Consider the following 26,139-nt stretch of genomic DNA (forward strand, 5'->3'; position numbering starts at 1 on the left):
CCAACATTCCGCCCAGCACCATCAGTCGTCCAGGAAGCTGCGGAGCTTGCGGCTGCGGCTGGGGTGCTTCAGCTTGCGCAATGCCTTGGCCTCGATCTGCCGGATACGCTCTCGCGTCACATTGAACTGCTGACCGACCTCTTCCAGCGTGTGATCGGTGTTCATGCCGATGCCGAAACGCATGCGCAACACGCGTTCTTCACGCGGGGTCAGGCTGGACAGCACCCGTGTCGTCGCTTCACGCAGATTGGCCTGGATCGCTGCGTCGAGCGGAATGACGGCGTTCTTGTCCTCGATGAAGTCACCGAGATGGCTGTCCTCCTCGTCGCCGATCGGCGTCTCCAGGCTGATCGGCTCCTTGGCGATCTTCAGCACCTTACGCACCTTTTCGAGCGGCATGCCGAGCTTTTCAGCCAGCTCCTCAGGCGCAGGCTCACGGCCGATCTCATGCAGCATCTGGCGTGAGGTGCGCACGAGCTTGTTGATCGTCTCGATCATATGCACCGGAATGCGGATGGTGCGTGCCTGATCGGCGATCGAGCGCGTGATCGCCTGTCTGATCCACCAGGTCGCGTAGGTGCTGAACTTATAGCCACGGCGATATTCAAACTTATCGACCGCCTTCATCAGGCCGATATTGCCCTCCTGGATAAGATCCAGGAACTGCAGGCCGCGATTGGTGTATTTCTTGGCGATTGAGATGACGAGGCGGAGATTGGCCTCGATCATCTCTTTCTTGGCGCGCGCACTGTCCCGTTCGCCGCGGCTGACGGTCATGTAGACGCGGCGGAATTCCTCGATCGGCAGGCTCGCGTCACTGGCAATGACGCCAATCTGGCTGCGCAGTTCGATGATCTGTTCGGTGTGCTTCAGGATGAAAAGCTGCCAGCCCTTGCCCTTCAGAGTGCCGACGCGCTCGACCCAATTCGGATCGAGTTCGTTGCCGCGATATTCGCGCAGAAAATCATCGCGCGGCACCTTGCAGGATTCGGCAAGACGCAGAAGCTGCCCCTCAAGGGCGGTGAGCCGCTGATTGAGCTGCTTGAACTGCAGCACCAGCTCCTCGATGCGATTGTTGTGCAGGCGCACCTGCCGCACCTTCGCAACCAGCTCTTCGCGCTGCTTGGCATAGCTTTTTTCGGAGCGGAGGTTCATTTCCTCGCCGCTCGTGATCGATTCGAGCCGCTTGTGCTGAACCTTATGCAGCTTCTTGTAGAGGGTCTCAATCTCCTCAAAAGTCGCCAGCGTCTCAGGCTTCAGCTTCTCTTCAAGGGCCGAGAGCGAGAGGTTGCTGCCTTCGCCTTCCTCTTCGTCCGCCTCTTCGGCCGCATCGAAGGCCGGCGGGGGTGCCGGCTCACCTTCTTCGCCCTCAGTCTCGCCTTCGGCGGGCGGGTTGCCCATGCCCTGGGTCGCTTCGAGATCGATGACCTCGCGCAGCAGAATCTTTCCGTCCTTCAACGCCTCGTGCCAGCCGACGATGGCGCGGAAGGTGAGCGGGCTCTCGCAGAGGCCGCCGATCATCATGTCGCGCCCGGCTTCGATGCGCTTGGCGATGGCGATTTCGCCCTCGCGCGAGAGCAGCTCGACGCTGCCCATTTCGCGCAGATACATGCGCACCGGGTCATCGGTGCGGCCCGCGCTTTCGGCATTGATATTGCCGGCTGGCTCGGCGCCTTCCTCTTCCTCGGCATCGAGCGGCTTGGCGGCGACGCTTTCGGTTTCCTCGCCCTCTTCGCTCTCGATGACCTGGATGCCCATTTCGCTGAGCATGGACATCACATCCTCGATCTGCTCGGAGCTGTTCTGCTCCGGCGGGAGAACGGCATTAAGCTCGTCGAAGGTGATATATCCGCGCTCTTTACCCTTGGAAATCAGGCGCTTTACGGCACCGGACTGGGTATCGAGGGTCGTTTCGGAATCAGAGTCGGGCGCGGGTGCCTCAGCCGTTGTCGTAGGCTTCGTTGCCATCATCTACACCTCTTCGCCGTGGGTCCGCTCGTCATAGCCATGCCTCGACATCGAGGCAAAATTCCGTCACGTCTCATTGAATGCTGTCCATGTCGCCCGACTTCAGTCGCTGGAGCGCTTCGGTGAGGGCGACCAATTGGCGCTCTGTCTCGGCGTCTTGGGTTTGGCTGAACTGGCGCTGCTTGGCAGCGACCTCTTCTTCCAACTGCGATTGTCGCATAAAGCCGTAAATCTGCCACCAACTCGACGCCGCTTCTGTGAGGGATGCGTTCGGCATTGCGCTTGCCGGCAGATGCCGCGCTTCCAGCACGGCAGACACATCCCCATCATATCCGAGCCGGCGGAGATGGGCGTTCAACGCCTCTCTGTCAAGCTCGGGCTGCCCATCCAACCATGCGGCCAGAGCATCGCGCAGCCGCGTGAGGGGAGGGGGCAGGTCAAGCATGCCAAAGGGCTCTTCCAGGTCGGGAAGCAGTGCCGGGTGGGTGAGAAGAATGGCCAGCAGCACGCGGGCCCGCTCGGCGGCCTGGGTATCGGTCTGGATATTGGGCCGCGGCGGCAAAGCCACGGGCGGGAATTCCGGCCGCCGATCGCCACGACGGCCGCCCGGCGTAAAGCTTCGACCGGGCGCCCAGGGCTGCTGGCTGCGGTTGCGCCCGCCTGAGCGGAAGGCGAACCACTCATCCTTCCAGCGATCCCGCAAGACGCCCCAATAGGTGCTTGAGATGGTCTTCTGGGCGATGGCATTGGCGGCCTCGTCCAGCTTGTCGCGGAACTTCGCCCAAGTATCCGGCGTGCTGGGCTGAATCTCGTCCTTCACCAGATCATAGATGGCGGCGGTGAGATCGTCCTTCTGCAGCGCCTCGGCCATGCCCTGGCGGCCCCGCTTGGTGACGATACTGTCCGGGTCCTCGCCCTGGGGTAGAATGGCGATGCCCAGGCCATGATCGGGGGTCAGCAGCGGCAAAGCGAGGTCGATGACCCGCCGGCCCGCTCGCCTGCCGGCGGCGTCACCGTCGAAGCAGAAGACCGGCCGGTCATGATATTGCCAGATCGCCTCCACCTGTTCCGCGGTAATGGCAGTGCCCAAGGGGGCGACGGCTGGAAAACCGGCTTGGGACAGGGCGATGACATCCATATAGCCTTCGACCACGAGAAGGCTCTGGGCCGCCCCTTGCCCCTGCCGCCGGTTGTTGGCGATATCGGCCCGCGCGAGGTCGAGGCCGTAGAGGGTGCGGCGCTTGGAGAAGAGGGCGGTCTCCGGTCCGTTCAGATATTTGGGCTGCCCGTCACCCATGATGCGGCCGCCGAAGCTGATCGGCCGGCCGCGGGCATCGCGGATGGGAAACATCACGCGGTTGAAGAAAAAATCGACCAGGCGGCCGTCTTCCATCTGCTTCATCAGCCCGGCTTCCACCAGCCGCTGCATGTCGATTCCGGCGCGGGCGAATTCCGCCGCCAGTGCGCCGCGGCCGGAGCCGGAAAAACCGAGGCCGAAGCGGCGGATGGTTTCCGCGCTCAAGCCGCGGCGGTTTAGATAGTCCCGCGCTTCGCGGCCATTCGGTCCTGCCAGCTGGTCTTCAAAGAAGCGTCCGGCGGCCGCCAGAATGTCATTGAGATCGGCGCGCTGCTTTTCAGCCGCGGCCGCTTCCGGCGAGGGGCGGGGCACATCCATGCCGGCCTCGGCCGCCAGTTGCTCGATGGCCTCCATGAAGCCGGCATTCTGCGTCTGCATGACGAAGCTGATGGCATCGCCATGCACGCCGCAGCCAAAGCAATGGTAGTGGTCGGCATAGACATAGAAGGACGGCGACTTCTCGTTATGGAAAGGGCAGCAGCCCTTCCAGTCCCGGCTCGAGCGGGTCAGCTTCACCCGCCGCCCGATGAGCGGTGCCAGGGGCGTACGCGCCCGCAGCTCATCGAGGAAGGAGGGGGGAAGCGCCATGCCCTGTGGTTAACCTGCGAGGGCCAGTTTCACAATCGCCCCGATGCGGGCCATGTCCAGGGCCGCACCGTATTTCGTCTTCAGCACGGCCATGACGCGCCCCATGTCCTTGACGCCGGCAGCCCCGGTCTCTGCCACGGCGTCCTTCACGGCCGCCTGCATTTCCTCTTCGTTCAAGGCGCGGGGCAGGAAGCCTTCGATGACCTCGATCTCCGCCTGTTCCTTGGCGGCGAGTTCCGGGCGGTTACCCTTTTCATACAGCTCGATCGCCTCGCGCCGCGGCTTGATCATGCCGCGCAGCAGAGCCAGCACCTCGTCATCGGCAATACGCTCGACGCCCTTGGGCCGGGCGGCGATATCGGCATCCTTGAGCTTGGCCATGATCAGCCGGACGGCGGAAAGCCGCCCGCTATCGCCAGCCTTCATGGCTGTTTTCATGGCCGCGGTGATGTCGTCTCGAATGCTCATAGTCTGCCCTCCATCCAAACTTACACGCTGCCGATCCCGCATGCGCTGGGAAGATTTTTCCCATGCGGTGTTTCGACATTGAACTGGGAAATAACTTCCCGTATGTGAGCGCCATGCCCTTAGCAGTCAATGATATCGTACAGCGTCTTGGCGGTCCTGATGCCGCCGCGCGGCTGACCCATGTCAGCCCGGAAGCGCTGCGCAAATGGAAGCAATCCGGTGTCATTCCGTCGAAACATTGGCGCACCATCATCGCCGCCACCGGCCTGACCCTCAACGACATGCCGGGTGCTGCTGCGCCCGGCGTCGCCCTCGAACCAGCCGCGAAGGACGATCCGATCATGCCGGATGCCAATCCCCCTGCGACCGCGCATCTGGCGCCCGAAGGTGCCACCGCTGTTCTTGTGCTGGACGACGGCAGCCTGTGGTGGGGGCGGGGATTCGGCGCGCATACGCCGGCGGGCGGCGCCCGCGTGGGGGAAGTCTGCTTCAATACGGCCCTCAGCGGCTATCAGGAGACGATGACCGACCCGTCCTTCGCGGGGCAGATCGTCACCTTCACGTTTCCCCATATCGGCAATGTCGGCGCCAATGCGCAGGACGATGAGGCGGCGACCCCGGCCGCCCTCGGCCTGGTGACGGCGCAGGACGTGACGGCGCCCAGCAACTGGCGCGCCACCCGCAGCTTCACTGCCTGGCTGGAAGCGATGGATCTGCCCGGCATCGGCGGCGTCGATACCCGCGCTTTGACCATGCGCATCCGTGACGGCGGCGCGCCCGCCGGCGTATTGTACTACCCCGCAGATGGCGGTTTCGATATCCCGGCCTTGCAGGCCCAGGCCGCGGCCTGGCCGGGCCTTGAGGGCATGGATCTCGCCAAGCTCGTGTCCTGCACGCAAACCTACGAGTGGGATGAGATGGTGTGGGCATGGGACCAGCCGCCAGCGCGCCAGACCGCGCCGCGCCACCATGTGGTCGCCGTCGATTACGGCGCGAAGCGCAATATCCTGCGCAGCCTGGCCTCGGCCGGATGCCGGGTGACGGTCGTGCCCGCAACCGCCACGGCCGAGGACATCCTGCGTCATCAGCCGGACGGTCTGTTTCTGTCGAACGGCCCTGGCGACCCGGCAGCGACCGCCGCATATGCCGTGCCGGCGATCCAGGGCGTGATGGCGGCCGATATCCCGGTCTTCGGGATCTGCCTTGGCCATCAGCTGCTCGCGACCGCGCTGGGCGCGAAGACCTACAAACTCGACCGCGGGCATCGCGGTGCCAACCAGCCGGTCAAGGACCTTGCCACCGGCAAGGTTGAGATTACGAGCCAGAACCACGGTTTTGCGGTGGACGACCAGAGCCTGCCCGCGGGTGTCGAAGTCAGCCATGTCAGCCTGTTCGACGGCAGCAACGAAGGCATCCGCGCGCCTGGCAAAAAGGCTTTCTCGGTGCAGTATCACCCCGAGGCGAGCCCGGGCCCTTCCGACAGCCACCACCTGTTCCATCGCTTCGTCGCGATGATGGATGCCGAGAAGGCGAAGGGTTAAGTCCATGCCGAAACGTACAGACATCCATTCGATCCTGATCATCGGTGCCGGCCCCATCGTCATCGGCCAGGCCTGTGAATTCGACTATTCGGGGGCCCAGGCCTGTAAGGCGCTGCGGGAGGAAGGCTATCGCGTCATCCTCATCAACTCGAATCCGGCGACGATCATGACCGATCCGTCGCTCGCGGACGCGACCTATATCGAACCCATTACGCCGGAAATGGTCGAGCGAATCATCATTCGCGAAAAGCCGGATGCGCTGCTGCCGACCATGGGCGGCCAGACGGCGCTGAATACCGCGCTGACGCTGGACCGCGCCGGAATCCTCGCCAAGCACGGCGTTGAACTGATCGGCGCCAAGGCGGATGTCATCGACCGCGCCGAGGACCGGCTCAAGTTCCGCGATGCGATGACCGAAATCGGCATCGAAAGCCCGAAAAGCGCTATCGCGCACACCCTGGACGAAGCCCGTGAAGCGCTGGCTCTGGTGGGACTGCCTGCTGTGATCCGGCCGAGCTTCACGCTCGGCGGCACCGGCGGCGGCATCGCCTATAACAAGACGGAGTTCGAGCGCATCGTCGCCGGTGGGTTGGATGCCAGCCCGACGACCGAGGTGCTGATCGAGGAAAGCGTGCTCGGCTGGAAAGAGTATGAGATGGAAGTCGTGCGCGACAGCGCCGACAACTGCATCATCATCTGCTCGATCGAGAATGTCGATCCGATGGGCGTCCATACCGGCGACAGCGTCACGGTCGCCCCCGCGCTGACGCTCACCGACAAAGAATATCAGCGGATGCGCGATGCCTCCATCGCCTGCCTGCGCAAAATCGGCGTCGATACCGGTGGCTCCAACGTCCAGTTCGGTCTCAACCCCGCTGATGGCCGCATGGTCGTGATCGAAATGAACCCGCGCGTCTCGCGCTCTTCGGCGCTGGCCTCCAAGGCGACCGGTTTTCCGATCGCCAAGATCGCGGCCAAGCTGGCCGTGGGATACACGCTGGACGAACTCAAGAACGATATCACCCGCACGACGCCGGCGAGTTTCGAGCCGACAATCGATTATGTCGTGGTGAAGATCCCGCGCTTCACCTTCGAGAAATTCCCCGGTACGCCGGCGCTGCTCTCCACCAGCATGAAGTCGGTCGGCGAGGCGATGGCGATCGGCCGTTCCTTCGCCGAGGCCCTGCAGAAGGGCCTGCGCAGCATGGAGACGGGCTTCTCCGGTCTTGATGAGATCGAGGCGCCGGGCGACGGCACGCCGGACGCCTTCCGCGCGGCGCTGTCACAGCCCAAGCCTGACCGCCTGATCATGGCTGCGCAGGCGATCCGCGCCGGGCTGAGCCTGGAAGAGATCCATGATTGCTGCAAGTTTGATCCCTGGTTCCTGGCCGAGTTGAAGCGGATTGTTGATGCCGAAGCCGCGTTGCGCGCGCAAGGCCTGCCGCGGACTGCGCTTGGCCTGCGACGCGTCAAAGCACTGGGCTTCTCCGACATCCAGCTTGCGAAATTGGTCGGGCAGTCCGCTGCGGAGATTGCGGCGGCCCGTGAAAAGCTCGGTGTGCGACCGGTCTATAAGCGCATCGACACCTGTGCAGCGGAATTCGCTTCCGCCACACCTTATATGTACTCGACCTATGAGACGGGTTACGGCGAGCCTGTCTGTGAAAGCAATCCGACCGATCGGAAGAAGGTCATCATCCTGGGTGGCGGTCCGAACCGCATCGGCCAGGGGATCGAGTTCGACTATTGCTGTGTCCACGCGGCCTATGCGCTGAAGGATGCCGGGTTCGAGACCATCATGGTCAATTGCAACCCCGAAACCGTCAGCACCGATTACGACACCTCCGATCGGCTTTATTTCGAGCCGCTGACGGCCGAGGACGTGATCTCCCTCATCCGACGCGAACAGCAGAACGGCGAAGTGATCGGCTGCATCGTGCAATACGGCGGCCAGACCCCGCTGAAGCTGTCGCAGGCGTTGGCGGCTGCCGGTATCCCTGTGCTCGGCACCAGTGCGGACGCGATCGACATCGCCGAAGACCGTGAGCGCTTCCAGACGCTGCTGCACAAGCTTGGCCTGCGCCAGCCGGAAAACGGCATTGCGCGCTCCACCGCCGAGGCTGAGGCAATCACCGAGCGTATCGGCTATCCGGTCGTCATCCGCCCCAGCTATGTGCTGGGCGGCCGCGCGATGGAGATCGTGCATGATCGCACGCAGCTTGCGCGCTATATGCGGGAAGCGGTGCGCGTTTCGGGTGACAACCCCGTTCTGATCGACCGCTATCTCAATGATGCCATCGAAGTGGATGTCGACTGCATCGCCGACGGCAGCGAGGTCTTCGTCGCGGGCGTCATGGAGCATATCGAGGAAGCCGGCATCCATTCGGGCGACAGCGCCTGTTCGCTGCCACCCTATTCTCTGTCGCCGGCGATCGTCGAGGAACTGAAGGTCGAGACGGTGGCCATGGCGCGCGCGCTGAACGTCATCGGTCTCATGAACGTCCAGTATGCGATCAAGGATGACACGATCTACGTGCTTGAGGTCAATCCTCGGGCGTCGCGCACGGTGCCATTCGTCGCCAAGGCCACGGGTGTGCCGATCGCCAAGATCGGGGCTCAGGTGATGGCAGGCGCCAAGCTCTCCAGCTTCAACCTCGATGGCCATGCCGAGCGGCCCCATGTCGCGGTGAAGGAATCGGTCTTTCCTTTCGCACGCTTCCCGGAGGTCGACACTATTCTGGGCCCGGAGATGAAATCGACCGGCGAGGTCATGGGGCTCGACACCAACTTCGCCCGTGCCTTTGCCAAGGCCCAGCTGGGGGCGGGGGTGCGTCTGCCGATGGCAGGCGCAGTCTTCCTCTCGGTCAAGGACTCGGACAAGGGTGCCCTGGTTCCGCTCGCCCGGCGTCTTGCCGAGATGGGCTTCACGATCGTCGCGACCAAAGGCACTGCCGCCCGCATCCGGGAGGCCGGGGTTGAGGTCAAGACCGTGGCCAAGGTGCTGGAAGGCCGCCCGCATTGCGTGGATGCCATCCAGTCTGGGGAAATCCAGATGGTCATCAACACGGCATCGACGCCGCAATCCGTGACCGACAGTTTCGACATCCGCCGTAGCGCTCTGACCCAGGGAGTGCCACATTTCACGACGATCGCGGGGGCGCGGGCCGCTGTTCACGCGGTAGCGGCTATGAAAACAGGCCCGCTTGAAGTTGCGCCGCTACAGTCGTACTTTCGATCCCCGTTTTAACTGCCAGCTCGGCTAAGCTGGCAAATGCCCGGATTTTCCGGGCAACCGGGGCTGGATCATGCCGTGATCCGGCCTCTTTGCTTTGTTAACCAGTCCTAGTTGACTGATGACTGCGAGGACGTCGCGTGCAGAAATTTCCGATGACGGGGCCTGGTTTGGCCCGCCTGGAGACCGAGTTACGCCAGCTGCGCAGCGAGGAGCGGCCTGCCGTTATTCGCGCCATTGCCGAAGCCCGTAGCCATGGCGATTTGAGCGAAAACGCCGAATATCATGCTGCGCGGGAACGGCAGTCCTTCATTGAGGGACGTATCCAGGAGCTGGAGGAGATTATCTCGGCCGCCGAGGTGATCGACCCGGCTTCGCTGTCTGGCGAGAACGTGAAGTTTGGCGCGCATGTGAAGCTGGTGGATGAGGAGACCGACAAGGAAGCGACCTATCAGATCGTCGGCGTCCATGAGGCCGACATCAAGCAGGGTCTGCTATCCGTCTCGTCACCGCTCGCTAAGTCTCTGATTGGTAAGAAAAAGGGTGATACCGTCTCGGTGCCGGCGCCTGGTGGAGACCGATCCTACGAGATTATTGCGGTCCGCTTCGGCTGATCGGAGGGGATCATGACCCTCGTCAGTTTTGCGGAGATTGAGGCCGCGTCCGGCCGGATCGCCGGGCGCGTGCTGCGGACCCCTGCCGTGCGCAGCGACAGTCTGAGCCGGGCAACCGGCGCCGATATTGTCCTGAAGCTCGACAATCTGCAGGCAACCGGCGCTTTCAAGGAGCGGGGGGCGGCGAACCGGCTGGCGCTGCTGACGCCCGCAGAGGCAGCCCGCGGCGTCATTGCCATGTCTGCCGGTAACCATGCCCAGGCGGTGGCGCGCCATGCCCATCTTTTAGGTGTGGCGGCGACCATCGTCATGCCGAAATTCACGCCTACGACCAAGGTGACGCGGACCGCATCCTGGGGCGCGCGCGTGGTGCTGCACGGCGAAAGCCTAGCCGAAGCGGCGGCACACGCGCATCACCTCGCCGAGACAGAGGGACTGGTGTTTATCCACCCCTATGACGATCCCGGCATCATCGCGGGGCAAGGCACGCTTGCCCTTGAGCTGCTGCAGGATTTTCCTGACCTGGATGTTCTGGTGATCCCGATCGGCGGCGGCGGTCTGTTGGCAGGCTGTGCCACGGCGGCGCGAGCGATGAAGCCGGGCATCGAGATCATCGGCGTTGAGGTCGAGGCCTACAGCGCTATGGCTCAGCGGCTGGCGGGCGAGCCCGTTTCCGTCGGCGGTCAGACCATTGCCGAAGGCATGGCGGTGCGCGATGTCGGGGAATTGCCCTTCACCACCCTGAAAACCCTGGGCATTGAAGTGCTGATCGTGCCGGAAGCGACGGTCGAGCAGGCCATCGGCCTGCTCGCCGAAGGCGCCAAGCTGGTCGCCGAAGGGGCGGGGGCGGCGGCTTTGGCGGCGGTGCTGCGCTACCCGGATCGTTTCGCCGGGCGGCGTGTCGGCCTGCCGGTGTGCGGCGGCAATATCGATGTCCGCATTCTGGCGAATACCTTGCAGCGTAATCTGCTGCGCGACGGGCGGATGTTGCGTCTGGTGCTGGAAATGCCCGACCGGCCCGGCATGCTAGGCGATATAGCGACCCGCATCGGCAATGAAGGCGGCAATATTCTCGAAGTCGCGCATCACCGGCTGTTCAGTTCGCCGACGGTGCAGGCGGCCCAGCTTGAAGTGATGATCGAGGCGCGCGATGCGGCCCATGGGTCGTTCATCGAATCCAAGCTACGCGAAGCCTATATCGTTCGCCGGCTGTGACAAAAGGGCGCCCCGCGGGGCGCCCTTTTTATTCCATCAGAGCACCCGCAGCCGCCCATCCTGAAAGCGATAGACTTCTTCATATTTGAAGGCGAGCGGCTGCCCTGGCTTCGCGATATGCGGCTCAAAGGTGAACATCGGCACGCTGTCGAGCCGCACCGTGCAAGTCGCGTCCATATAGGCGCGGCCATGCAGGTCATCGCCAATATTATGGCCGAAATTCCCGAGGAAATCCAAATTCGCAAAGCCGAGTTCGGCCAGGCGTTCCGCCATCGCGGCATGCAGTTGCTGGAAGGTCATCTCCGGCCTGGCGACGGCGAGAAGATGGGCATGAAGCGCCGCTTCCGCCGCCATGCCTTCCCCCTGTGCCGCTCCCGCTTCGGAGGCTGAGACGATCCGGCCATCCTTCAAAAAGAAACTGCGCGCCGCATCCCCCCAGATGCCGTTGATCTCCGGCGCCACGTCGATCGTCACCATGTCATCAGCCGCGATCGGGATCGCGGCAGGCTGATAGACATCGCCCTCTTCGGAGACACGCAATCGTGGTCCGGCCAGAATCACGGCCGGCACGCCAAACCACCAATATCCGGTGGCGCCATGGGCATCCATGATGCGCCGACAGTCTTCCATCAGGCTGGCTTCCGTCGCCCCCGGACGAATAAACGCGGCGATCTCTTCCAGGCTGACCCGCGCCAAAGCCTGGGCGGTCTCATAGCGGGCCAGTTCGTCATCGGTGAGGCGCAAGGCGGACACCCTTACGGCAAATAGTCATTCGTGTAGTAGACGGACGGCGCTTTGACCTCGGTGATCTGCCCGATATCCTTGAGCGCCTGGGCCAGCACGGTCCATTGTTTGTCAGTCTGCTTGAAATAGCCGTCGGGCCCTTTCATGATCCCGGCCGTATAGGTCCAGCCGATAACGTTGTAATTCTCGCTTCCCGCAGGCGGATAGGCTTTGGTGAAGATTTTGGCAGCGTCCTTCGGATTGGCGATGCTCCAGTCGATGCCCTCAGCCGTCGCGGCAAGCCAGGCTTTGACAGTCGCCGCATTGGCCTTGAGCCAATCTGGGGAGCCGGTGAAGGACCAGACCGGGATATTGGGCACGCCGATCGCATCGTTGCACGCCATGGTTGGGGTCTGATGAATGCCGTCTTCGACCTCCGCCAGGCCATAGGCTGCCGCATTCGTCGCGATATCAATCTTCTTGGAGAGCAGCATCGGCATATCGTCATCGGTCGCAATGATCTGCTTCACGTCGGTATCCTGCAGACCCGCCTTTTTCAGCACGAATCCCATCATCGCCTTGGTCCAGGAATCGGTGAAGATGCCGATAGACTTGCCCTTCAGCTTTGTGACATCGACAGGTTCGCCCGGGCGGCCGATCAGACACCAGCTGTTGGTCTGGGTAAAGTTTGCAATGGAGGTAACGGGAATGCCCTGGTTTGCCGCAAAGACCAGATCCGTCGTTGCCTCGAAACCGATATCTGCGCGCTTGGTCGCCAGCATGCGGGCAGTTGTCTGCGCATCAGGCGGAAACAGTATGGAGACGTCCAGACCGTGCTTTGCGTAAAAGCCCTTCTGCTGAGCGACGACAATTGGTACCATATCAAAATCAGCGACCGGCCAGTCGTAGACGAAACGAACGGGTGTGAGTGCGGCGGCTTGCGCGGCACTTGTCGCAACGGCTGCGAGCATAGGCGAAAGAACTAGTCCAAACGTGAGGGCAGCGACGCGGGTGAGCGTGAGAGCGGACCGCATGGATAAGGCCTTCCGGGATCTGGCTGGTTAAAAGAATATCTGACTATATACGATATCGATCTGAATTTTAGAAATTTGAAACGTTTCGTGTTGAAAGTTCAAGCAAAAAGATCGGCAAGGCCAAAAAACATATGGGCGGCGGCGACGGGCTGGGTCTATCTAGTGGATACACTGGGAAGTGGGCTGCGGGTCGGTTGAACCGATGCAGGCTGCCGTTCGGCCCCAATGTGTGGTCGGTATCGCAAAGGGACATAGAATGAAACGCAGGTCGCCGACCGTGGTTTCACTTCCAGATTCGGCGATCAAGGATGAGACGGGAAGGCGGCCGACCATCCGGGATGTCGCCCGCGCTGCCGGAGTCGCCGTCAGTACTGTGAGTTACGTCATCAACCGCAGCGGCCAAGTCTCGGCCGAGACGCAGTTGCGCGTGAACAGCGCGATCAACGCATTGCGCTACGAGCCCAATCTGCTTGCCCGCAACTTAAAGGCCGGGCGCGCCGGGTCCATCGGACTTATCGCGCCTGACCTCATAAATCCGTATTTCGCCGCCGTGGCATCGGGCGTGCAAGAAATCGCACAATCCCGTGATATGCTGCTCGTGCTTTGCACGACGCAGTCAGCGCAGCACTGGGAAAATTATTACAGTCAAGTGCTGCGGGCGCGGCGACTCGATGGCCTCATCTTCCTCAGCGGCAGTGGTATGCTGACGCCATCACTGATGGAACTTGTCCAGAGTGATAGTGTCGTGCTGGTCGATGAGCGGCTTCCAGGTCTTGATGTGCCATCCGTCGTCTCCACCAACCGGCGCGGTGCCAGGGCGGTCGCCGATCATGTTCTGAAACAGGGCCACCGGCGCGTCGGCATCATCTCCGGGCCGCCCAATCTTTGGACCGCAGGCCAGCGTATGGCCGGCTATCGTGAGGCCCTGGCCGCCGCCGGGATTGAGCCGGACAGCGTGCCGGTTGTATCTGGCGACTATCACCAAGACTCCGGTTATGCGGCGGCCCGCATTCTTTTGAGCGCCCCGCCCGCCGAGCGTCCCACAGCCTTGATCTGCGCCAATGACCTGATGGCCATCGGCGCCATGGTCTTTTGCCGCGAGATCGGCCTTGAAGTGCCGCGCGATATCAGCCTCTGCGGTTTCGATGACATTCCGCTGTCCAACCTTGTGCAGCCGGGGCTGACCTCGGTCGATCAATGCGGGGCCAATCTCGGCCGCTCGGCATGCCGTCTGCTGCTGCGCCTGATCGCCCCGCCGAGCGTGGATGATATGAACCCGATCGAGACCGATCATCCCACCCGGCTGGTTATCCGCGGGTCGGTCACCTCGCCCCCGCCCGCCTGACGGCGCGGCAGCGCGGTCAGGCCCTGCCGGGAAAGTGCCCCCGCCCGGCCGCGGGCAGATAGGCATCGGCGGCAATCATTGTTAGACCCGGCTGAGCTACGAGGGGTCAGCCTATGCCGCATGACAATCCGCTGATTGCATTGCTTGTCGTCGGGTTGGGACTCGCCTTCATTCTGGGCACGATCGCCAACCGCCTCAGAACGTCCCTTCTGGTCGGCTATTTGCTGGCGGGCGTGGTGGTTGGTCCGTTCACGCCCGGTTTCGCGGCAGACCAGGCGCTGGCGCTGCAGCTCGCGGAAGTCGGCGTCATCCTGCTGATGTTCGGCGTCGGACTGCATTTCTCAGTCAAAGACCTCATGGCCGTGCGGGCCATCGCCATACCTGGCGCCATCTTGCAGATGGCGGCCTCGATTCTCCTCGGAGAGGGCTTGGGCTGGCTAATGGGTCTCTCGGCCGGTGGCGGGCTCGTACTGGGCTGCGCGCTGAGCATCGCGAGTACTGTCGTGCTGATGCGAGGCCTGCAGGAGCGGCGGCTGATCGATAGCGATGCCGGACGCATCGCGGTCGGCTGGCTCGTCATCCAGGATCTGGTCACGGTGCTGATCCTGGTACTGCTGCCCATCATAGGCCCGATTCTGGGGCATTCCGGTGGGGTCCATATGGGGCTGCCGGCCATCCTGCTGATGGTCGGCGAGACGCTTGCCAAGGTTGCAGCCTTCGTCCTGGTCATGCTGCTGATCGGGCGGCGCCTTATTCCAGCGCTTCTGCATTTCATCGCCCATACCGGCTCCCGCGAGCTGTTCCGCCTCGCGGTGCTGGCAGTCGCCCTCGGCGTCGCCTTTTTTGCGGCCGAGCTATTCGGCGTCTCCTTCGCGCTGGGCGCCTTCGTCGCCGGCATGGTCCTGAGCGAATCCCAGCTCAGCCTGCGGGCGGCCGAGGAAACCCTGCCGCTGCGCGACGCGTTCGCGGTGCTGTTTTTCATCTCGGTCGGCATGCTGTTCGACCCCCATGTCGTGGTGCATGAGCCGCTGAAGCTGCTTGGTGTCCTGCTGGTCGTGCTGGTCGGCACGCCCGGGGTCGCTTTTGCGCTGCTGCGTCTGTTCGGACGCTCCTGGATGGACTCGCTGACGATCGCCTTCGGCCTCGCCCAGATTGGCGAATTTTCCTTCATTCTGGCGGGGCTCGGCATGAGTCTCGGGCTCGTCGACCACGATGTCCGCGATCTCATCCTGGGCGCGTCGATCCTCTCAATCGTCATCAACCCGGTGTTGTTCTATCTGCTCAAGCGATATCGGCCCTGGATCGAGGCGCGCGACGGCAGTGTGGTGCCGGTCGCCGCCGTGCCTGATGTGCCGATCGCACGATCGCGCACGGACCTCACGCAGCACGCGGTGGTGATCGGCTATGGCCGTGTCGGGCGGCGGGTCGCTGACGGTTTGCGCGCGGATGGCTGGCCGCTACTGGTGATCGAGGCTGGGGCTGGAACCGCCCGCAGCCTCGATGATTCGGATGTCGAGGTGCTGACTGGCAATGCCGCTGATCCGGCGGTGCTGGCTGCCGCCAATATCGCAGCGGCCAAATTGGTCGTCGTCGCCATCCCTGATATTTTCGAGGCCGGTCAGATCGTAGACCAGGCGCGGACGGCCAATCCTGATGTCCGCATTATTGCCCGCGCCCATTTCGACGCGGAGGTTCCGCATCTGACCCGTCTTGGCGCCAATCTGGTGGTGATGGGCGAAGAAGAAATCGCGCGCAGCATGCTGGCGCATACGGAAGCGCAGACGGTTCGGGTCTGACGGCGCGCAACCCTGAAAGGGGCGGCAGGCGCTGACCCGCATCCGCCCGGCTGGAGTGATGATGGCAGGCGACAGCCTATGGGCGGCAATCCGGCGGGACAGTTCCTGGCAGGCAACCTCGAGCGGAAGCCTAGCGGCCTTCGTGGGTTTCGGCTCTTCCTTCGCGGTCATTCTGCATGGCGTGGCGGCGGCGGGCGCCAGTCCGGCGGAGGCAGCATCAGGTCTACTGGCCTTGCTGGTCATCACCGGATTACTGGGCATTGTGGTCAGTGTCAGCTTGCGCATGCCACTGATCGTCGCCTGGACGACGCCGGGTGCGGCCCTGCTGGTCAGCACGCCGGCACCGCAAGGCGGCTTTGCCTTTACGGTCGGCGCCTTTGTCGTCTGCGGTCTGCTGATCATGGTCACCGGCCTATGGCCGTTCATGAGTCGCCTGGTCGGGGCCATTCCCCGGTCTCTGGCGAGCGCCATGCTGGGTGGCATTGTCTTTCAACTCTGCCTGGCACCCATCCTCGGCCTGCGTGAGAAGCCGGTGTTTATTCTTCTTATCCTCGCCGTATGGGTCGTCGTCGGGCGCTTCCAGAGGACGCTTGCCGTGCCGGCGGCGGTTGTCGTGGCGGTCGCTCTCGCCGCATTCGATCTCCACAACGCGGGCGCGCTGTCGCTCCATTTGCCGCTGACCTGGGTGACGCCGCAGTTTTCCCTGTCGGCCATCGTCAGCCTGGGTGTGCCGCTCTTTGTCGTCACCATGGCGGGGCAGAATATTCCGGGCTTCGCCGTTCTCAATATCAATGGCTATCGCCCGCGCCATGGCCTTCTGCTGGGGGCGACGGGTCTGGCCAGCCTGCTGGTGGCACCCTTCGGCGGCATTCCGATCAATCTTGCCGCCATCACCGCCGCCATGTGCGCGAGTTCGGAGGCCCATGCGGATGCCAGCCGCCGCTGGTGGGCCAGCACCATTGCCGGGCTCTTCTATATTCTGATCGGCCTCTTCTCCGGCCTTATCACCACCTTCATTGCCCTGTCCTCACCGGTTTTGATCACGGCTGTCGCCGGCATCGCCCTGTTCGGGGCGCTCGCCAGCAGCCTGGCCGGTGCAGCAGCGGAGCCCAGTGAGCGCGATGCGGCCATGGTGACCTTTCTGATGGCTGCCTCTGGATTGCAGATTTTGGGCGTCGGCGGTGCGTTCTGGGGCCTTCTGGCGGGCGGCGCGATACTGCTTCTCCAGCGAGTTCGATCTAGAGTGAGATAACTAAGATATATCTTGACTCATACGAAGTTCGATATATCTTGAGCATGTCGATAACAAGGAGACGACATGTTTAGACATTTCAAACACCCGCATGCAGACCGCCACCAACGTCATTTCGGGCGGGATGAGGCCTGGGGCCCGGAACGCGGCGGCCGCGGCCGGTTTGGCCGGCACGGCGGCCCGCATGACAGTGGTCCGCGCGAGGGCGGCGGGCGCGGTGGCCGCTTCTTCGAGCAAGGCCAGCTGCGCCTGGTCCTGCTCGGGATGATCGCGGAGGCCCCGCGCCACGGCTATGAACTCATCAAGGCGATCGAGGACCGTCTGGGCGGCGGCTATAGCCCGAGCCCCGGTGTGATCTATCCGACGCTCACGCTACTCAGCGAGCTGGGTTACACGACCGTCAGCGACACCGAAGGCGGCCGCAAACTCTACACCATCACGGATCTTGGACGGGCGCATCTCGCCGAAAACCAGGCTGTGGTGGATATGATCTTCGCGCGCATCGATCGTGCTTCCGCGGCCGCGCCCGGTGAAAGACCGCCGCAGCTTGTGCGGGCGATCGAGAATATGAAGACGGCGCTGCGCCTGCGGCTGGAGCGTGGCCCGCTCAATGCTGCCGAAATCCAGGTCATTGCCGAGGCGCTGGATACCGCAGTTCGTACCATCGAAAACGCCTGATTGCCGAAAGGAGCACGGATATGAACGATACTGTGCCAAGCACCGCCATCGCTGCCGAAACACGTTGGCAGACGGCCAATCCCGCGCGCTACATGGCGCAGCTTTGCAAGCATTTCGCCCATCGCCTGGCGGTCACGCTGAACGAGAAGGACGGCGTGATCGACTTTGGTTCCGGCCGCTGCCTGTTGCAGGCCGAAGACGAGGCGCTTGCGATGCGGATAGAAACGGGCAGCGAGGCGGACCTTGTCCGCCTGCAATCCGTCGTGCTGAGCCATCTGCAGCGCTTCGCCTTCCGTGAAATGACGGAAGCCGATATGGCGGGCATCACCTGGGTGAAAGCCTAAGGGTCAGGCGGCAGCTGCCTTGTCGCCCCAGGCGAGGTCAATCACCACCGGCACATGGTCGGAGGGCTGGGTCATCCCGCGCTCGGCCCTGTCAGGTGCCGCGGCGATGAGCGCTTCAGCCAGGCGCGGTGAGAGAAGCGCGAAATCGATCCTCAGACCGCGGTCGCGTTCCCAGCAGCCCGCCTGATAATCCCAGAAGGTATAGGCGGGTGCTGTGGGATGCAGGGTGCGGACCGCATCCGTCAGCCCGGCATAGATCAGGCGGCGGTAGCGTGCGCGGCTTTCCGGCCGCAGCAGGGCATCGGTGGGCGCCAATGCGCCGGGCGCGAAATCCTGCGCCGTCGGGCAGACGTTGAAATCGCCGGTGATGAGGAAGTCGCGATCCTCGCGCAGCAGCGTCTCCGCCCGCTCGCACAGCTTGTCCATCCAGTCGATCTTGTATTGGAACCCGGCGTCGCCACCGGAATTGCCATTCGGCAGATAGATGCCGATGACGGTCAGCCCGTCCGTCTCGACCTCAATATAGCGCGCCTGGGTGTCGTCGGCGGGCAGGCCGGGCAGGGCGCGATGACGAATGGTGATGTCGCGGTGCGACAGCGCGGCGACGCCATTATAGGCTTTCTGACCAACGACCTCGGACGTGTAGCCTAGCTCCGCGAAGACTGCGCGGGGAAAGGCCGGCTCCTCGCATTTGATTTCCTGCAGCACGACCACATCCGGCCGCACGCGGTCCAGCCAGTCTTTCACATGCGTCTGGCGCACGCGGACGGAGTTGACGTTCCAGGTGGCGATGCGCACGGCGGCGGGTCCGACTTTTGGAAAGATCAATCGACCGAGAAACTGGCGCCACAGCCGCAGGCCGAGGTCGCATTCGGATTCTTGATCGCAAAATGGGCGCCCATCAGCGCATCCGCGTAGTCGAGCTGCGCGCCGCCGAGCAGATCGAGACTGCCCGGATCGACCAGCACGCGGGCGCCGTCCTGTTCGATCACCAGATCATCTTCGGCGGGCGGTGCTTCGTCGAGGTCAAACTTATACTGGAAGCCGCTGCAACCGCCGGCAAGGACCGCAACGCGGAGGGCAGAGGGACTTGATTGGCTGCCGAGGATTTCAGCAATCCGCGTCACAGCGCGATCGGTCAGGCCAAAATTCGACGTCTGGGTGCTCATCAGTCTAATATAGACCGGAGCAGCATCGGGTTGAAGGGCTACGTCACGTCCATGGAGCTTGCCCCTTATGCCGTCCGGGCAGAGACATCGCGCGGCCGGCTGGTGCCAGAGCCGTCCAGCGGCATGCGCGGCCCGTTTCAGCGCGACCGTGATCGCGTCATCCATTCCACCGCTTTTCGGAAGCTGCAATACAAGACACAGGTTTTCGTCAATCATGAGGGTGATTTCTACCGCACCCGGCTGACGCATAGTCTGGAAGTGGCACAGATCGCCCGCGCGATTGCGCGCGCGCTGCGGCTGGATGATGATCTGACGGAAGCGCTGGCCCTTTCCCATGACCTCGGGCATCCGCCCTTCGGCCATGCAGGCGAGACAGGGCTGAATACGGCGCTCGCCGCTTTCGGCGGATTCGACCACAACGCCCAGAGCCTCCGCGTCGTGACCCTGCTGGAAGCGCGCTACGCCGGATTCGACGGTCTCAATCTAACCTGGGAAGCGCTGGAGGGGTTGGTCAAGCACAATGGCCCCATCGCCGCGCCGTCAGGCTATGTCGCAGCCTATGACGCGATCCATCCGCTGGACCTGCATACCTTTGCCTCAGCTGAGGCGCAGGTCGCGGCCTTGGCGGATGATATCGCCTATCACAGCCATGATCTGGATGATGGCCTGCGAGCGCATCTTTTTACGCTGGGCGATACCGAGGCCCTTCCGGTGGTCGGCGTCTGTCTGGCCGAAGTGCGGCGACTGTACGGTCCCTTGCCGGAAGCCCGCCTGCGGCATGAGACGATTCGCCGCGTGCTGGACCGGCTGATCCGAGACGTCGTCGATGAAAGCCGGAGCCGCCTTGCGCGTATGGAACCTGGCTCGGCCGACGCCGTGCGGCATGCGCCTGAACCCGTGATCGGCTTCAGCCCGGCAATGGCCGAGGCGAACCAGGCTATCAAAGCCTTCCTCTTTTCGCATATGTACCGGCACTGGCGGGTGAACCGCACCACTGCCAAGGCGCGCAAGGTGACGGCGGCGCTCGCCACACTTTTTCTTGAAGATCCCAGCCTGCTGCCGGACGAATGGGGCCCGCGCGCGGGCGCCGCCTCTTCCCAATCTGCCGCTGAGACGGTGCGCGACTACATAGCGGGCATGACTGATCGCTATGCGCGGGATGAGTTTCGCCGGTTGACCGACCTTGGCGTTCAAGGCTGATACAGCGCCATGAGCCAGAATCTATTTTCCGACCTGCGTGACCATGTGGTGACAGCCCTCAGTGCCATCGTTCCCGGCCTGCCGCCGGAGGTGCTGGCGCGCGTGGAGGTGTCGCCGACGCGCGACCCAGCCCATGGCGATATGGCAACGAATGCGGCGATGGTCGCGGCCAAGCCCGCCGGGCAAAACCCCCGCGCATTGGCGCAGGCGCTGGCTGAAAAGCTCGGCGGACTGCCGATCCTGGCGCAGGCCGAGCCTGCCGGTCCCGGCTTCGTCAATCTGCGCCTCAGCACCGCGGCTCTGCTCGGCCAACTGCCGGTGATCCTGCAGGCGGGCGAAAGCTACGGCGACAGCGCGGTCGGCCGCGGCACGCGGGTGAACGTGGAATACGTCTCCGCCAATCCCACGGGACCCATGCATATTGGCCATTGCCGCGGGGCGGTGGTGGGGGACGCGCTGGCGGCCGTGATGGCCAAAGCCGGCTTCGACGTGACGACGGAATATTACATCAACGATGCCGGTGGTCAGGTCCAGGCGCTCGCCTGGGCATCCTACTGGCGGTATCTGCAGGCGGCTGGCAGCACCATCACGCCCGAAGAGTTCGAGGTGCAAACCCCGAACGGCCTGCAATATCGCGGTGAATACCTTATCCCCGTGGGAGCGGCGCTGTTCCAAGAATTCGGTGCGTCTCTGGCGTCAGCCGATCTCGCTGTCGCCCCGGCGGAGACCTGGTTTGAGACGGTCCGTGACCGCGCGCTGACCCTGATGATGGCCGAGATCCGTGAGGATCTGGCGCTGCTGGGCGTGCAGCAAAAGGTCTTTTCCTCCGAAGCCGCCTTGCTGGCGAGTGGCGCGACCAATCGCGTCATCAGTGAGCTGGAGGCAAAGGGGCTGATCTATGAAGGCATCTTGGAGCCGCCGAAGGGCAAGACGCCAGATGATTGGGAGCCGCGTCCGCAGACCCTGTTCCGGGCCACCGATTTTGGCGACGACGTCGATCGTCCCCTACGCAAGTCCGACGGCTCGAACACCTATTTCGCGAATGACATCGCCTATCACGCCGACAAGATTGCGCGTGGCGCGGATATCCTGATCGATGTCCTGGGCGCTGATCACGGCGGTTATGTGTCTCGGATGAAGGCCGTGGTGAAGGCCGTCTCCGACGGGCGCGTGCCGCTGGAAGTCGTGCTGTGCCAGATCGTGCATGTCATGCGCGGCGGCCAGCCGGTGCGCATGTCCAAGCGCGCCGGCACGTTCGTGACCTTGCGCGATCTGCTGGACGAAGTTGGCCGCGACGCGGTGCGCTTCACCATGCTGATGCGCAAATCGGATGCGCAGATGGAATTCGATCTCGACCAGGCGGTGGCGCAGACGCGCGAAAATCCGGTCTTCTATGTCCAATATGCTCATGCGCGCTGTCGCAGCGTGCTGCGGGCGGCCGTGGAAAGCCAGGGCGCGGCGGCGATGACGCCGGACGCTTTGGCCGGCGCCGATCTGGCCGGATTGGATGACCCTCAGGAAATCGCTCTGATCCGCGCGCTGATCAATTGGCCGCGTCTGGTTGAAGGGGCTGCCGCCGCGCGCGAGCCGCATCGCGTCGCCTTCTTCCTCTATGACCTGGCGGGCGAGTTCCACATGCTGTGGAATAAGGGCCGTGACGACACCACGCTGCGCTTCCTGCAGGCCGATGATCTGGAGGGCACCCGCGCCCGCCTGGCCCTTGTCGCGGCCACCGCAACCGTCATCCGCTCTGGTCTTCAGGTTCTCGGCGTCGCCCCGGCAGAGGAGATGCGTTGAATGCGTGACGATGAATTCCGCATTCCGCCGCCGGGCTATCGTTCGGCCCCGCAGCGCCGGGCGGAAGAGATGCGGCGGATGGTCTATCTGGGCGGGGGCGCCGCTGTCATCGTGCTGCTTGGCGTTATCGCCTATTTCGTGGCGACCGGCAGCGGGTCCGACAGCGTGCCGGTGATTCAGGCGCAGACGACACCGGTGAAGGTCAAGCCGGCCGATCCCGGCGGCTTGGCCGTGACGACCCAAGGCAGCGGCCTGCTGACCAATGGCAGCAGTAGCGCGGTTGCACCCGCACCAGAAACGCCGGACCCGGCGGCGCTCGCCGCTGCCGCACAGCAGGAACAGCAGGCGTCCGGGCCGCAACCTGCAAAGCCGGCAGCAAGCGCCCCGACCCCGACCCCGACCCCGCCTCCGGCTCCGGCCACGCCCGCTCCGGCGCAGGCCGCGGCGACCCAGGCGCCCGCTGTCTCTATTCCCTCGGTGCCAGAAACGCCGGCCGCGCCCGGGTCGAAGCAGACGGCAATGAATGTCCCGCCGCCCTCCAAGGAGGCGGCTAAAACGCATGATCTGGCCCAAGAATATCGGCCGCCGGCGGCAGACCATCACGGCCCCGTCCGCGTGCAGCTCGCGGCGCTGGATAGTCGCGACGCAGCGATGAAGGAATGGGATCATCTCTCCCACCGCATGCCCGCGCTTTTTGCCGGCCGCCGGCCGATCTTCGCGCAGGCGCAGGTCAATGGCCATACCTGGTGGCGGGTACGTACGGCGGGCTTCGGCTCCATCGCCGAGGCGAGCAAGTTCTGTGAGGACGTGCGCGCCCATGGGAGCGCATGCAACGTGGCATCCTACTGAGCCAGTCCTTGAAACCCGTAATCCTCGGTGTCTCCGACCCTGATCTGACAGGGGCGGAGGCTGACCTTTTCCGCCAGCATTCTCCGGCTGGGATCATTCTTTTCGGTCGCAATGTGCAGGACCCGGCACAGCTGGCGCGGCTGGTCGCTGACCTGCGCGCGGTGCTCTCGCCCGACGCGGTGATCATGGTCGACCAGGAAGGCGGGCGCGTGGCGCGGCTGCGGCCGCCGCAATGGGCGGCACATCCGGCGGTCGGCCGCATCGCCGTCTTGTGGCCTGAAGCGCCCAGACAAGCCGAGCGTGCTGCCTGGCTGCAGGGCGCTGCGATCGGTGCCGAATGCCGTGCGGCCGGCTTCGACATGGTCGCCGCCCCCGTGCTGGACCTGGCCGTGCCGGGACAGAACCAAGCCGTCGTCGGCGACCGCAGCTTCGGCGCCGATCCGCATGCCGTTGTGGTGCTGGGCCGCGCGATGGCGCAGGGTCTGGTGGCGGCGGGGATTATTCCGATCGCCAAGCATGTGCCCGGCCACGGCCGCGCGACGGTCGACAGTCACCATCATCTGCCTAGGGTCGATGCGAGCGGACCGGAATGGGCACGGGACCTTGAACCGTTTCGAGTCCTGGCCGCAGAATTTGATTGTATGATGACGGCGCATATCCTGTTCACGGGCATTGATGACCACCGGCCGGCGACGCTGTCGGCAGGGGTGATCGAGTCCGTAATCCGCCAGGACATCGGATTCAGAGGCCTGCTGCTGTCGGATGATCTGGCCATGCATGCGCTCACCGGCTCCCCGCTGCAGCGGGCCGAAGCCTCGCTCGCCGCCGGTTGTGATATCGCGCTGTTCTGTCCGGGAGAGGCGGAAGGCAACCGCGCCCTTCTGGAAGCGTTGCCGGCGGCGCCGGGCCTGGGTGAGCGTCTGCGCTCTATGCGCCCCGTCCCCGCCGCGCTGGATTTTGCCGCTCTGCTTGACGAACGTTCCTCACTTCTCGAAGGCGTTGTTTGATGGACGCCGTTTTTCTCAAGATTGCGCTCGGCGTCATTGCCGCGGTTTTGGCCATCACCTTGCATGAGGCGGCGCATGGTTTCGCGGCATGGGGCCTGGGCGATGACACCGCAAAACTGCAAGGGCGGCTGTCGCTCAATCCGCTGCGTCACATCGATCGCTTTGGCACGATTATCCTGCCCGGCATTCTGCTCATCGGTCAGCTGATCACCCTGGGATATGTCAGCTTCATGTTCGGCTGGGCCAAGCCGGTGCCGGTTGCCGCCTGGCGCTTTCGCTATCCACGTCAGGGCATGGCGCTGGTCGCGGCGGCCGGCCCGGCGATGAATTTCTTTCTTGCCTGGATCGGCGCGCTGTGCGGCTGGCTGTTGCCGCATCTCTCACCGCAGATGATCGGGCCGGCCGCGACCTTCATCCAGGATTTCATTCTCGCGAATATTGTGCTGGGGCTTTTCAATCTTTTGCCGATCCCCCCGCTGGACGGCGGGCGCATTGTGGTGGGGATTCTTCCCCTGCCGCTCGCTGCTGCCTGGGCGCGGATGGAGCGCGCGGGGATCGCCGTCGTGCTGCTGGCGATTTTCATTCTGCCCGTGGCCGCCCGCCAGGCGGGCTATCAGTTCGACCCGATCGGTGAGGTTTTGAACCGGCTTGTGCCCTGGGCCATGCGCCTTGTCTTCAATCTGGCCGGCCAAAGTGTCTGAGAGCGGCAAGCCGTCCACCTCCGACCTATTTGGAGAGGATGCCAATCACAGCAACCAAAGCCTCATGCTGCGGCTGGAAGGGTTTGAAGGTCCACTCGACCTGCTGCTCGATCTCGCGCGGGCCCAGAAGGTCGATCTCGGCAATATTTCAATCCTCGCGCTGGTTGACCAGTATCTTGTCATTATCGAAGGCGCACGCCGTATCCGGCTGGAACTGGCGGCGGACTGGCTCGTCATGGCAGCGTGGCTCGCCTGGCTGAAATCGCGCCTTCTGGTGCCGCAGGGTGTGGACGAGGCGGATGATACCGAGCAGCTGGCGGGCAATCTCGCCGAGCGGCTGCTGGAGCTGCAGGTCGTCAGGCGCGCCGCGCAATGGCTTGGCAATCGTCCGCAGCTCGGTTTCGACGTTTTCGGACGTGGTGTGCCGGAGGATCTGACCGAAACCGACCGCTCGGGCCTCAAGCTTGATCTGCCCGGGCTGTTGCGCGGCTATATCAGTGCCTTGCGCCGCGGCGTCTCGCAGCGCCATTACACGCCGCGTCCGATGGTGTTCTGGAGCGTGCAAGACGCGCTCAAGCGATTGGGCAAGCTGATGGGGCAGTTGCCGGACTGGACGGAGCTTTCCGCCTTTCTACCCGAAGAACCTGCGGCCGAGCCGCTGGGCCGGCGTGCCGCACTGGCCAGCACTTTGCTTGCGGGACTGGAAATGGCCAGAGGCGGCGCCATCTCCCTTCGTCAGGACGAGCTGTTCGGCCCCATCATGGTGAAGCGGGGGTCGGAGACGCCGGAGGTGCCGGAGACGGTGACGTCAGAGCCGCCGCCACCGTCGGAAGAAGACCCGTTACAGCATTGAGCGCGGCGGCGGCCGCTGTCGTATGCAGAACGGTCGCAAGCTTGGCCGTCGCCTGCTGGGCGAGGGCGTCATCGGTCAGGCTGAAATGGCTGACGGCATCAGGCACCGATTGCTTGACATAGCCCACCATGGCGGCAAGAGCGGTGCTTTTGACATTCACGTTGGCAAGCTGGGTGTCGCCGGCCTCCTTCGCGATTTGCAGGCCGATTCCGAGCGCCGTTTCCAGCGCCGATGCGATCGCATCACGATGCGCCTGATCGAGATTGAGTTTGAAAAAGGTACTGAGCTTGACGACAAGAACCGGGCACAGGGCCGCGATGCCTGCCGAGGCAAGGGTCACGGTCGAGTCAGTCAGCGGCGAGAGATCCATCGGATATGCTCCTGACGATGCTGGTATTGTTGAAGAAA

At 63.7% G+C, this 26,139-nt stretch carries 23 protein-coding genes; 15 read left to right on the top strand and 8 right to left on the bottom strand.

What is annotated here, in order from left to right; all coding sequences use genetic code 11:
• Positions 1-21: 21 nt before the first annotated feature.
• From rpoD to AC3G7M_RS07530, 3 genes are all read right to left on the bottom strand, one after another.
• A complete protein-coding gene (gene rpoD / locus AC3G7M_RS07520; RefSeq protein WP_489215993.1) occupies positions 22-1,968 on the bottom strand; it encodes an RNA polymerase sigma factor RpoD in 1,947 nt (648 codons plus the stop codon).
• Positions 1,969-2,041: 73 nt separating this feature from the next.
• On the bottom strand, positions 2,042-3,913 hold the full coding sequence (gene dnaG, locus AC3G7M_RS07525) for a DNA primase (RefSeq protein WP_489215281.1): 1,872 nt from the start codon (positions 3,911-3,913) through the stop codon (positions 2,042-2,044).
• A gap of 9 nt (positions 3,914-3,922) precedes the next feature.
• Complete coding sequence (locus AC3G7M_RS07530; RefSeq protein ID WP_489215283.1) at positions 3,923-4,381, bottom strand: GatB/YqeY domain-containing protein; 459 nt, start codon at positions 4,379-4,381, stop codon at positions 3,923-3,925.
• A 113-nt stretch (positions 4,382-4,494) separates the two neighbouring features.
• On the opposite strand from AC3G7M_RS07530, the gene carA reads away from it, so the two are divergent.
• The 4 genes from carA to AC3G7M_RS07550 all read left to right on the top strand — a co-directional run bounded on the left by carA (position 4,495) and on the right by AC3G7M_RS07550 (position 10,983).
• Entirely contained in the window at positions 4,495-5,922 is a 1,428-nt protein-coding gene (gene carA / locus AC3G7M_RS07535; RefSeq protein WP_489215285.1) for a glutamine-hydrolyzing carbamoyl-phosphate synthase small subunit, read from the top strand.
• Positions 5,923-5,926: 4 nt separating this feature from the next.
• Complete coding sequence (gene carB, locus AC3G7M_RS07540; RefSeq protein WP_489215287.1) at positions 5,927-9,169, top strand: carbamoyl-phosphate synthase large subunit; 3,243 nt, start codon at positions 5,927-5,929, stop codon at positions 9,167-9,169.
• A gap of 125 nt (positions 9,170-9,294) precedes the next feature.
• On the top strand, positions 9,295-9,768 hold the full coding sequence (gene greA, locus AC3G7M_RS07545) for a transcription elongation factor GreA (protein WP_489215289.1): 474 nt from the start codon (positions 9,295-9,297) through the stop codon (positions 9,766-9,768).
• Between the two features lie 12 nt (positions 9,769-9,780).
• A complete protein-coding gene (locus AC3G7M_RS07550) occupies positions 9,781-10,983 on the top strand; it encodes a threonine ammonia-lyase (RefSeq protein WP_489215291.1) in 1,203 nt (400 codons plus the stop codon).
• A 36-nt stretch (positions 10,984-11,019) separates the two neighbouring features.
• On the opposite strand, the gene AC3G7M_RS07555 is transcribed toward AC3G7M_RS07550, so the two are convergent.
• Positions 11,020-11,727, bottom strand: coding sequence for a M24 family metallopeptidase (locus tag AC3G7M_RS07555; protein WP_489215293.1), 708 nt, complete (start codon positions 11,725-11,727; stop codon positions 11,020-11,022).
• Positions 11,728-11,738: 11 nt separating this feature from the next.
• Positions 11,739-12,740, bottom strand: coding sequence for an ABC transporter substrate-binding protein (locus tag AC3G7M_RS07560; protein ID WP_489215295.1), 1,002 nt, complete (start codon positions 12,738-12,740; stop codon positions 11,739-11,741).
• Positions 12,741-12,996: 256 nt separating this feature from the next.
• Between AC3G7M_RS07560 and AC3G7M_RS07565 the strand changes: the two genes are divergently transcribed.
• From AC3G7M_RS07565 to AC3G7M_RS07585, 5 genes are all read left to right on the top strand, one after another.
• The gene (locus AC3G7M_RS07565; RefSeq protein WP_489215297.1) at positions 12,997-14,085 is read left to right on the top strand and encodes a LacI family DNA-binding transcriptional regulator; all 1,089 of its coding nucleotides are present in this window, start codon (positions 12,997-12,999) and stop codon (positions 14,083-14,085) included.
• Positions 14,086-14,198: 113 nt separating this feature from the next.
• The gene (locus tag AC3G7M_RS07570) at positions 14,199-15,881 is read left to right on the top strand and encodes a cation:proton antiporter domain-containing protein (protein WP_489215299.1); all 1,683 of its coding nucleotides are present in this window, start codon (positions 14,199-14,201) and stop codon (positions 15,879-15,881) included.
• A gap of 58 nt (positions 15,882-15,939) precedes the next feature.
• Positions 15,940-17,133, top strand: a complete 1,194-nt coding sequence (locus AC3G7M_RS07575) for a benzoate/H(+) symporter BenE family transporter (RefSeq protein WP_489215301.1) — start codon at positions 15,940-15,942, stop codon at positions 17,131-17,133.
• A gap of 66 nt (positions 17,134-17,199) precedes the next feature.
• Complete coding sequence (locus AC3G7M_RS07580) at positions 17,200-17,811, top strand: PadR family transcriptional regulator (RefSeq protein ID WP_489215302.1); 612 nt, start codon at positions 17,200-17,202, stop codon at positions 17,809-17,811.
• 20 nt (positions 17,812-17,831) lie between these two features.
• Positions 17,832-18,155 (top strand): DUF2218 domain-containing protein, encoded by a 324-nt coding sequence (locus tag AC3G7M_RS07585; RefSeq protein WP_489215304.1) that lies wholly within the window; start codon positions 17,832-17,834, stop codon positions 18,153-18,155.
• Positions 18,156-18,158: 3 nt separating this feature from the next.
• Here AC3G7M_RS07585 and AC3G7M_RS07590 read toward each other — a convergent pair whose 3' ends face one another.
• Together AC3G7M_RS07590 and AC3G7M_RS07595 are read right to left on the bottom strand one after the other, a co-directional pair.
• On the bottom strand, positions 18,159-18,953 hold the full coding sequence (locus tag AC3G7M_RS07590) for an exodeoxyribonuclease III (RefSeq protein WP_489215305.1): 795 nt from the start codon (positions 18,951-18,953) through the stop codon (positions 18,159-18,161).
• A 26-nt stretch (positions 18,954-18,979) separates the two neighbouring features.
• A complete protein-coding gene (locus tag AC3G7M_RS07595; protein ID WP_489215307.1) occupies positions 18,980-19,324 on the bottom strand; it encodes a HesB/IscA family protein in 345 nt (114 codons plus the stop codon).
• Positions 19,325-19,375: 51 nt separating this feature from the next.
• Here AC3G7M_RS07595 and AC3G7M_RS07600 point away from each other — a divergent pair, with 51 nt between their 5' ends.
• The 6 genes from AC3G7M_RS07600 to AC3G7M_RS07625 all read left to right on the top strand — a co-directional run bounded on the left by AC3G7M_RS07600 (position 19,376) and on the right by AC3G7M_RS07625 (position 25,731).
• Positions 19,376-20,524, top strand: coding sequence for a deoxyguanosinetriphosphate triphosphohydrolase (locus tag AC3G7M_RS07600; RefSeq protein WP_489215995.1), 1,149 nt, complete (start codon positions 19,376-19,378; stop codon positions 20,522-20,524).
• Between the two features lie 9 nt (positions 20,525-20,533).
• Positions 20,534-22,321 carry an arginine--tRNA ligase gene (gene argS / locus AC3G7M_RS07605; protein WP_489215309.1) on the top strand — a complete coding sequence of 596 codons (1,788 nt, stop codon included), beginning with the start codon at positions 20,534-20,536 and terminating at the stop codon, positions 22,319-22,321.
• Positions 22,322-23,170, top strand: coding sequence for an SPOR domain-containing protein (locus AC3G7M_RS07610; protein ID WP_489215311.1), 849 nt, complete (start codon positions 22,322-22,324; stop codon positions 23,168-23,170).
• Between the two features lie 8 nt (positions 23,171-23,178).
• Positions 23,179-24,177 carry a beta-N-acetylhexosaminidase gene (nagZ, locus tag AC3G7M_RS07615; protein WP_489215313.1) on the top strand — a complete coding sequence of 333 codons (999 nt, stop codon included), beginning with the start codon at positions 23,179-23,181 and terminating at the stop codon, positions 24,175-24,177.
• The gene (locus AC3G7M_RS07620; RefSeq protein WP_489215315.1) at positions 24,177-24,878 is read left to right on the top strand and encodes a site-2 protease family protein; all 702 of its coding nucleotides are present in this window, start codon (positions 24,177-24,179) and stop codon (positions 24,876-24,878) included. The genes nagZ and AC3G7M_RS07620 overlap by 1 nt, the downstream gene beginning before the upstream one ends.
• A 64-nt stretch (positions 24,879-24,942) precedes the next feature.
• Entirely contained in the window at positions 24,943-25,731 is a 789-nt protein-coding gene (locus AC3G7M_RS07625) for a segregation and condensation protein A (RefSeq protein ID WP_489215997.1), read from the top strand.
• Here AC3G7M_RS07625 and AC3G7M_RS07630 read toward each other — a convergent pair.
• Positions 25,637-26,101: a hypothetical protein gene (locus AC3G7M_RS07630; protein WP_489215317.1), complete on the bottom strand. Its 465-nt coding sequence runs from the start codon at positions 26,099-26,101 to the stop codon at positions 25,637-25,639. The two genes, AC3G7M_RS07625 and AC3G7M_RS07630, sit on opposite strands and share 95 nt — an antisense overlap.
• Positions 26,102-26,139: the final 38 nt, after the last annotated feature.

The organism is Acidisoma sibiricum (assembly GCF_057837225.1).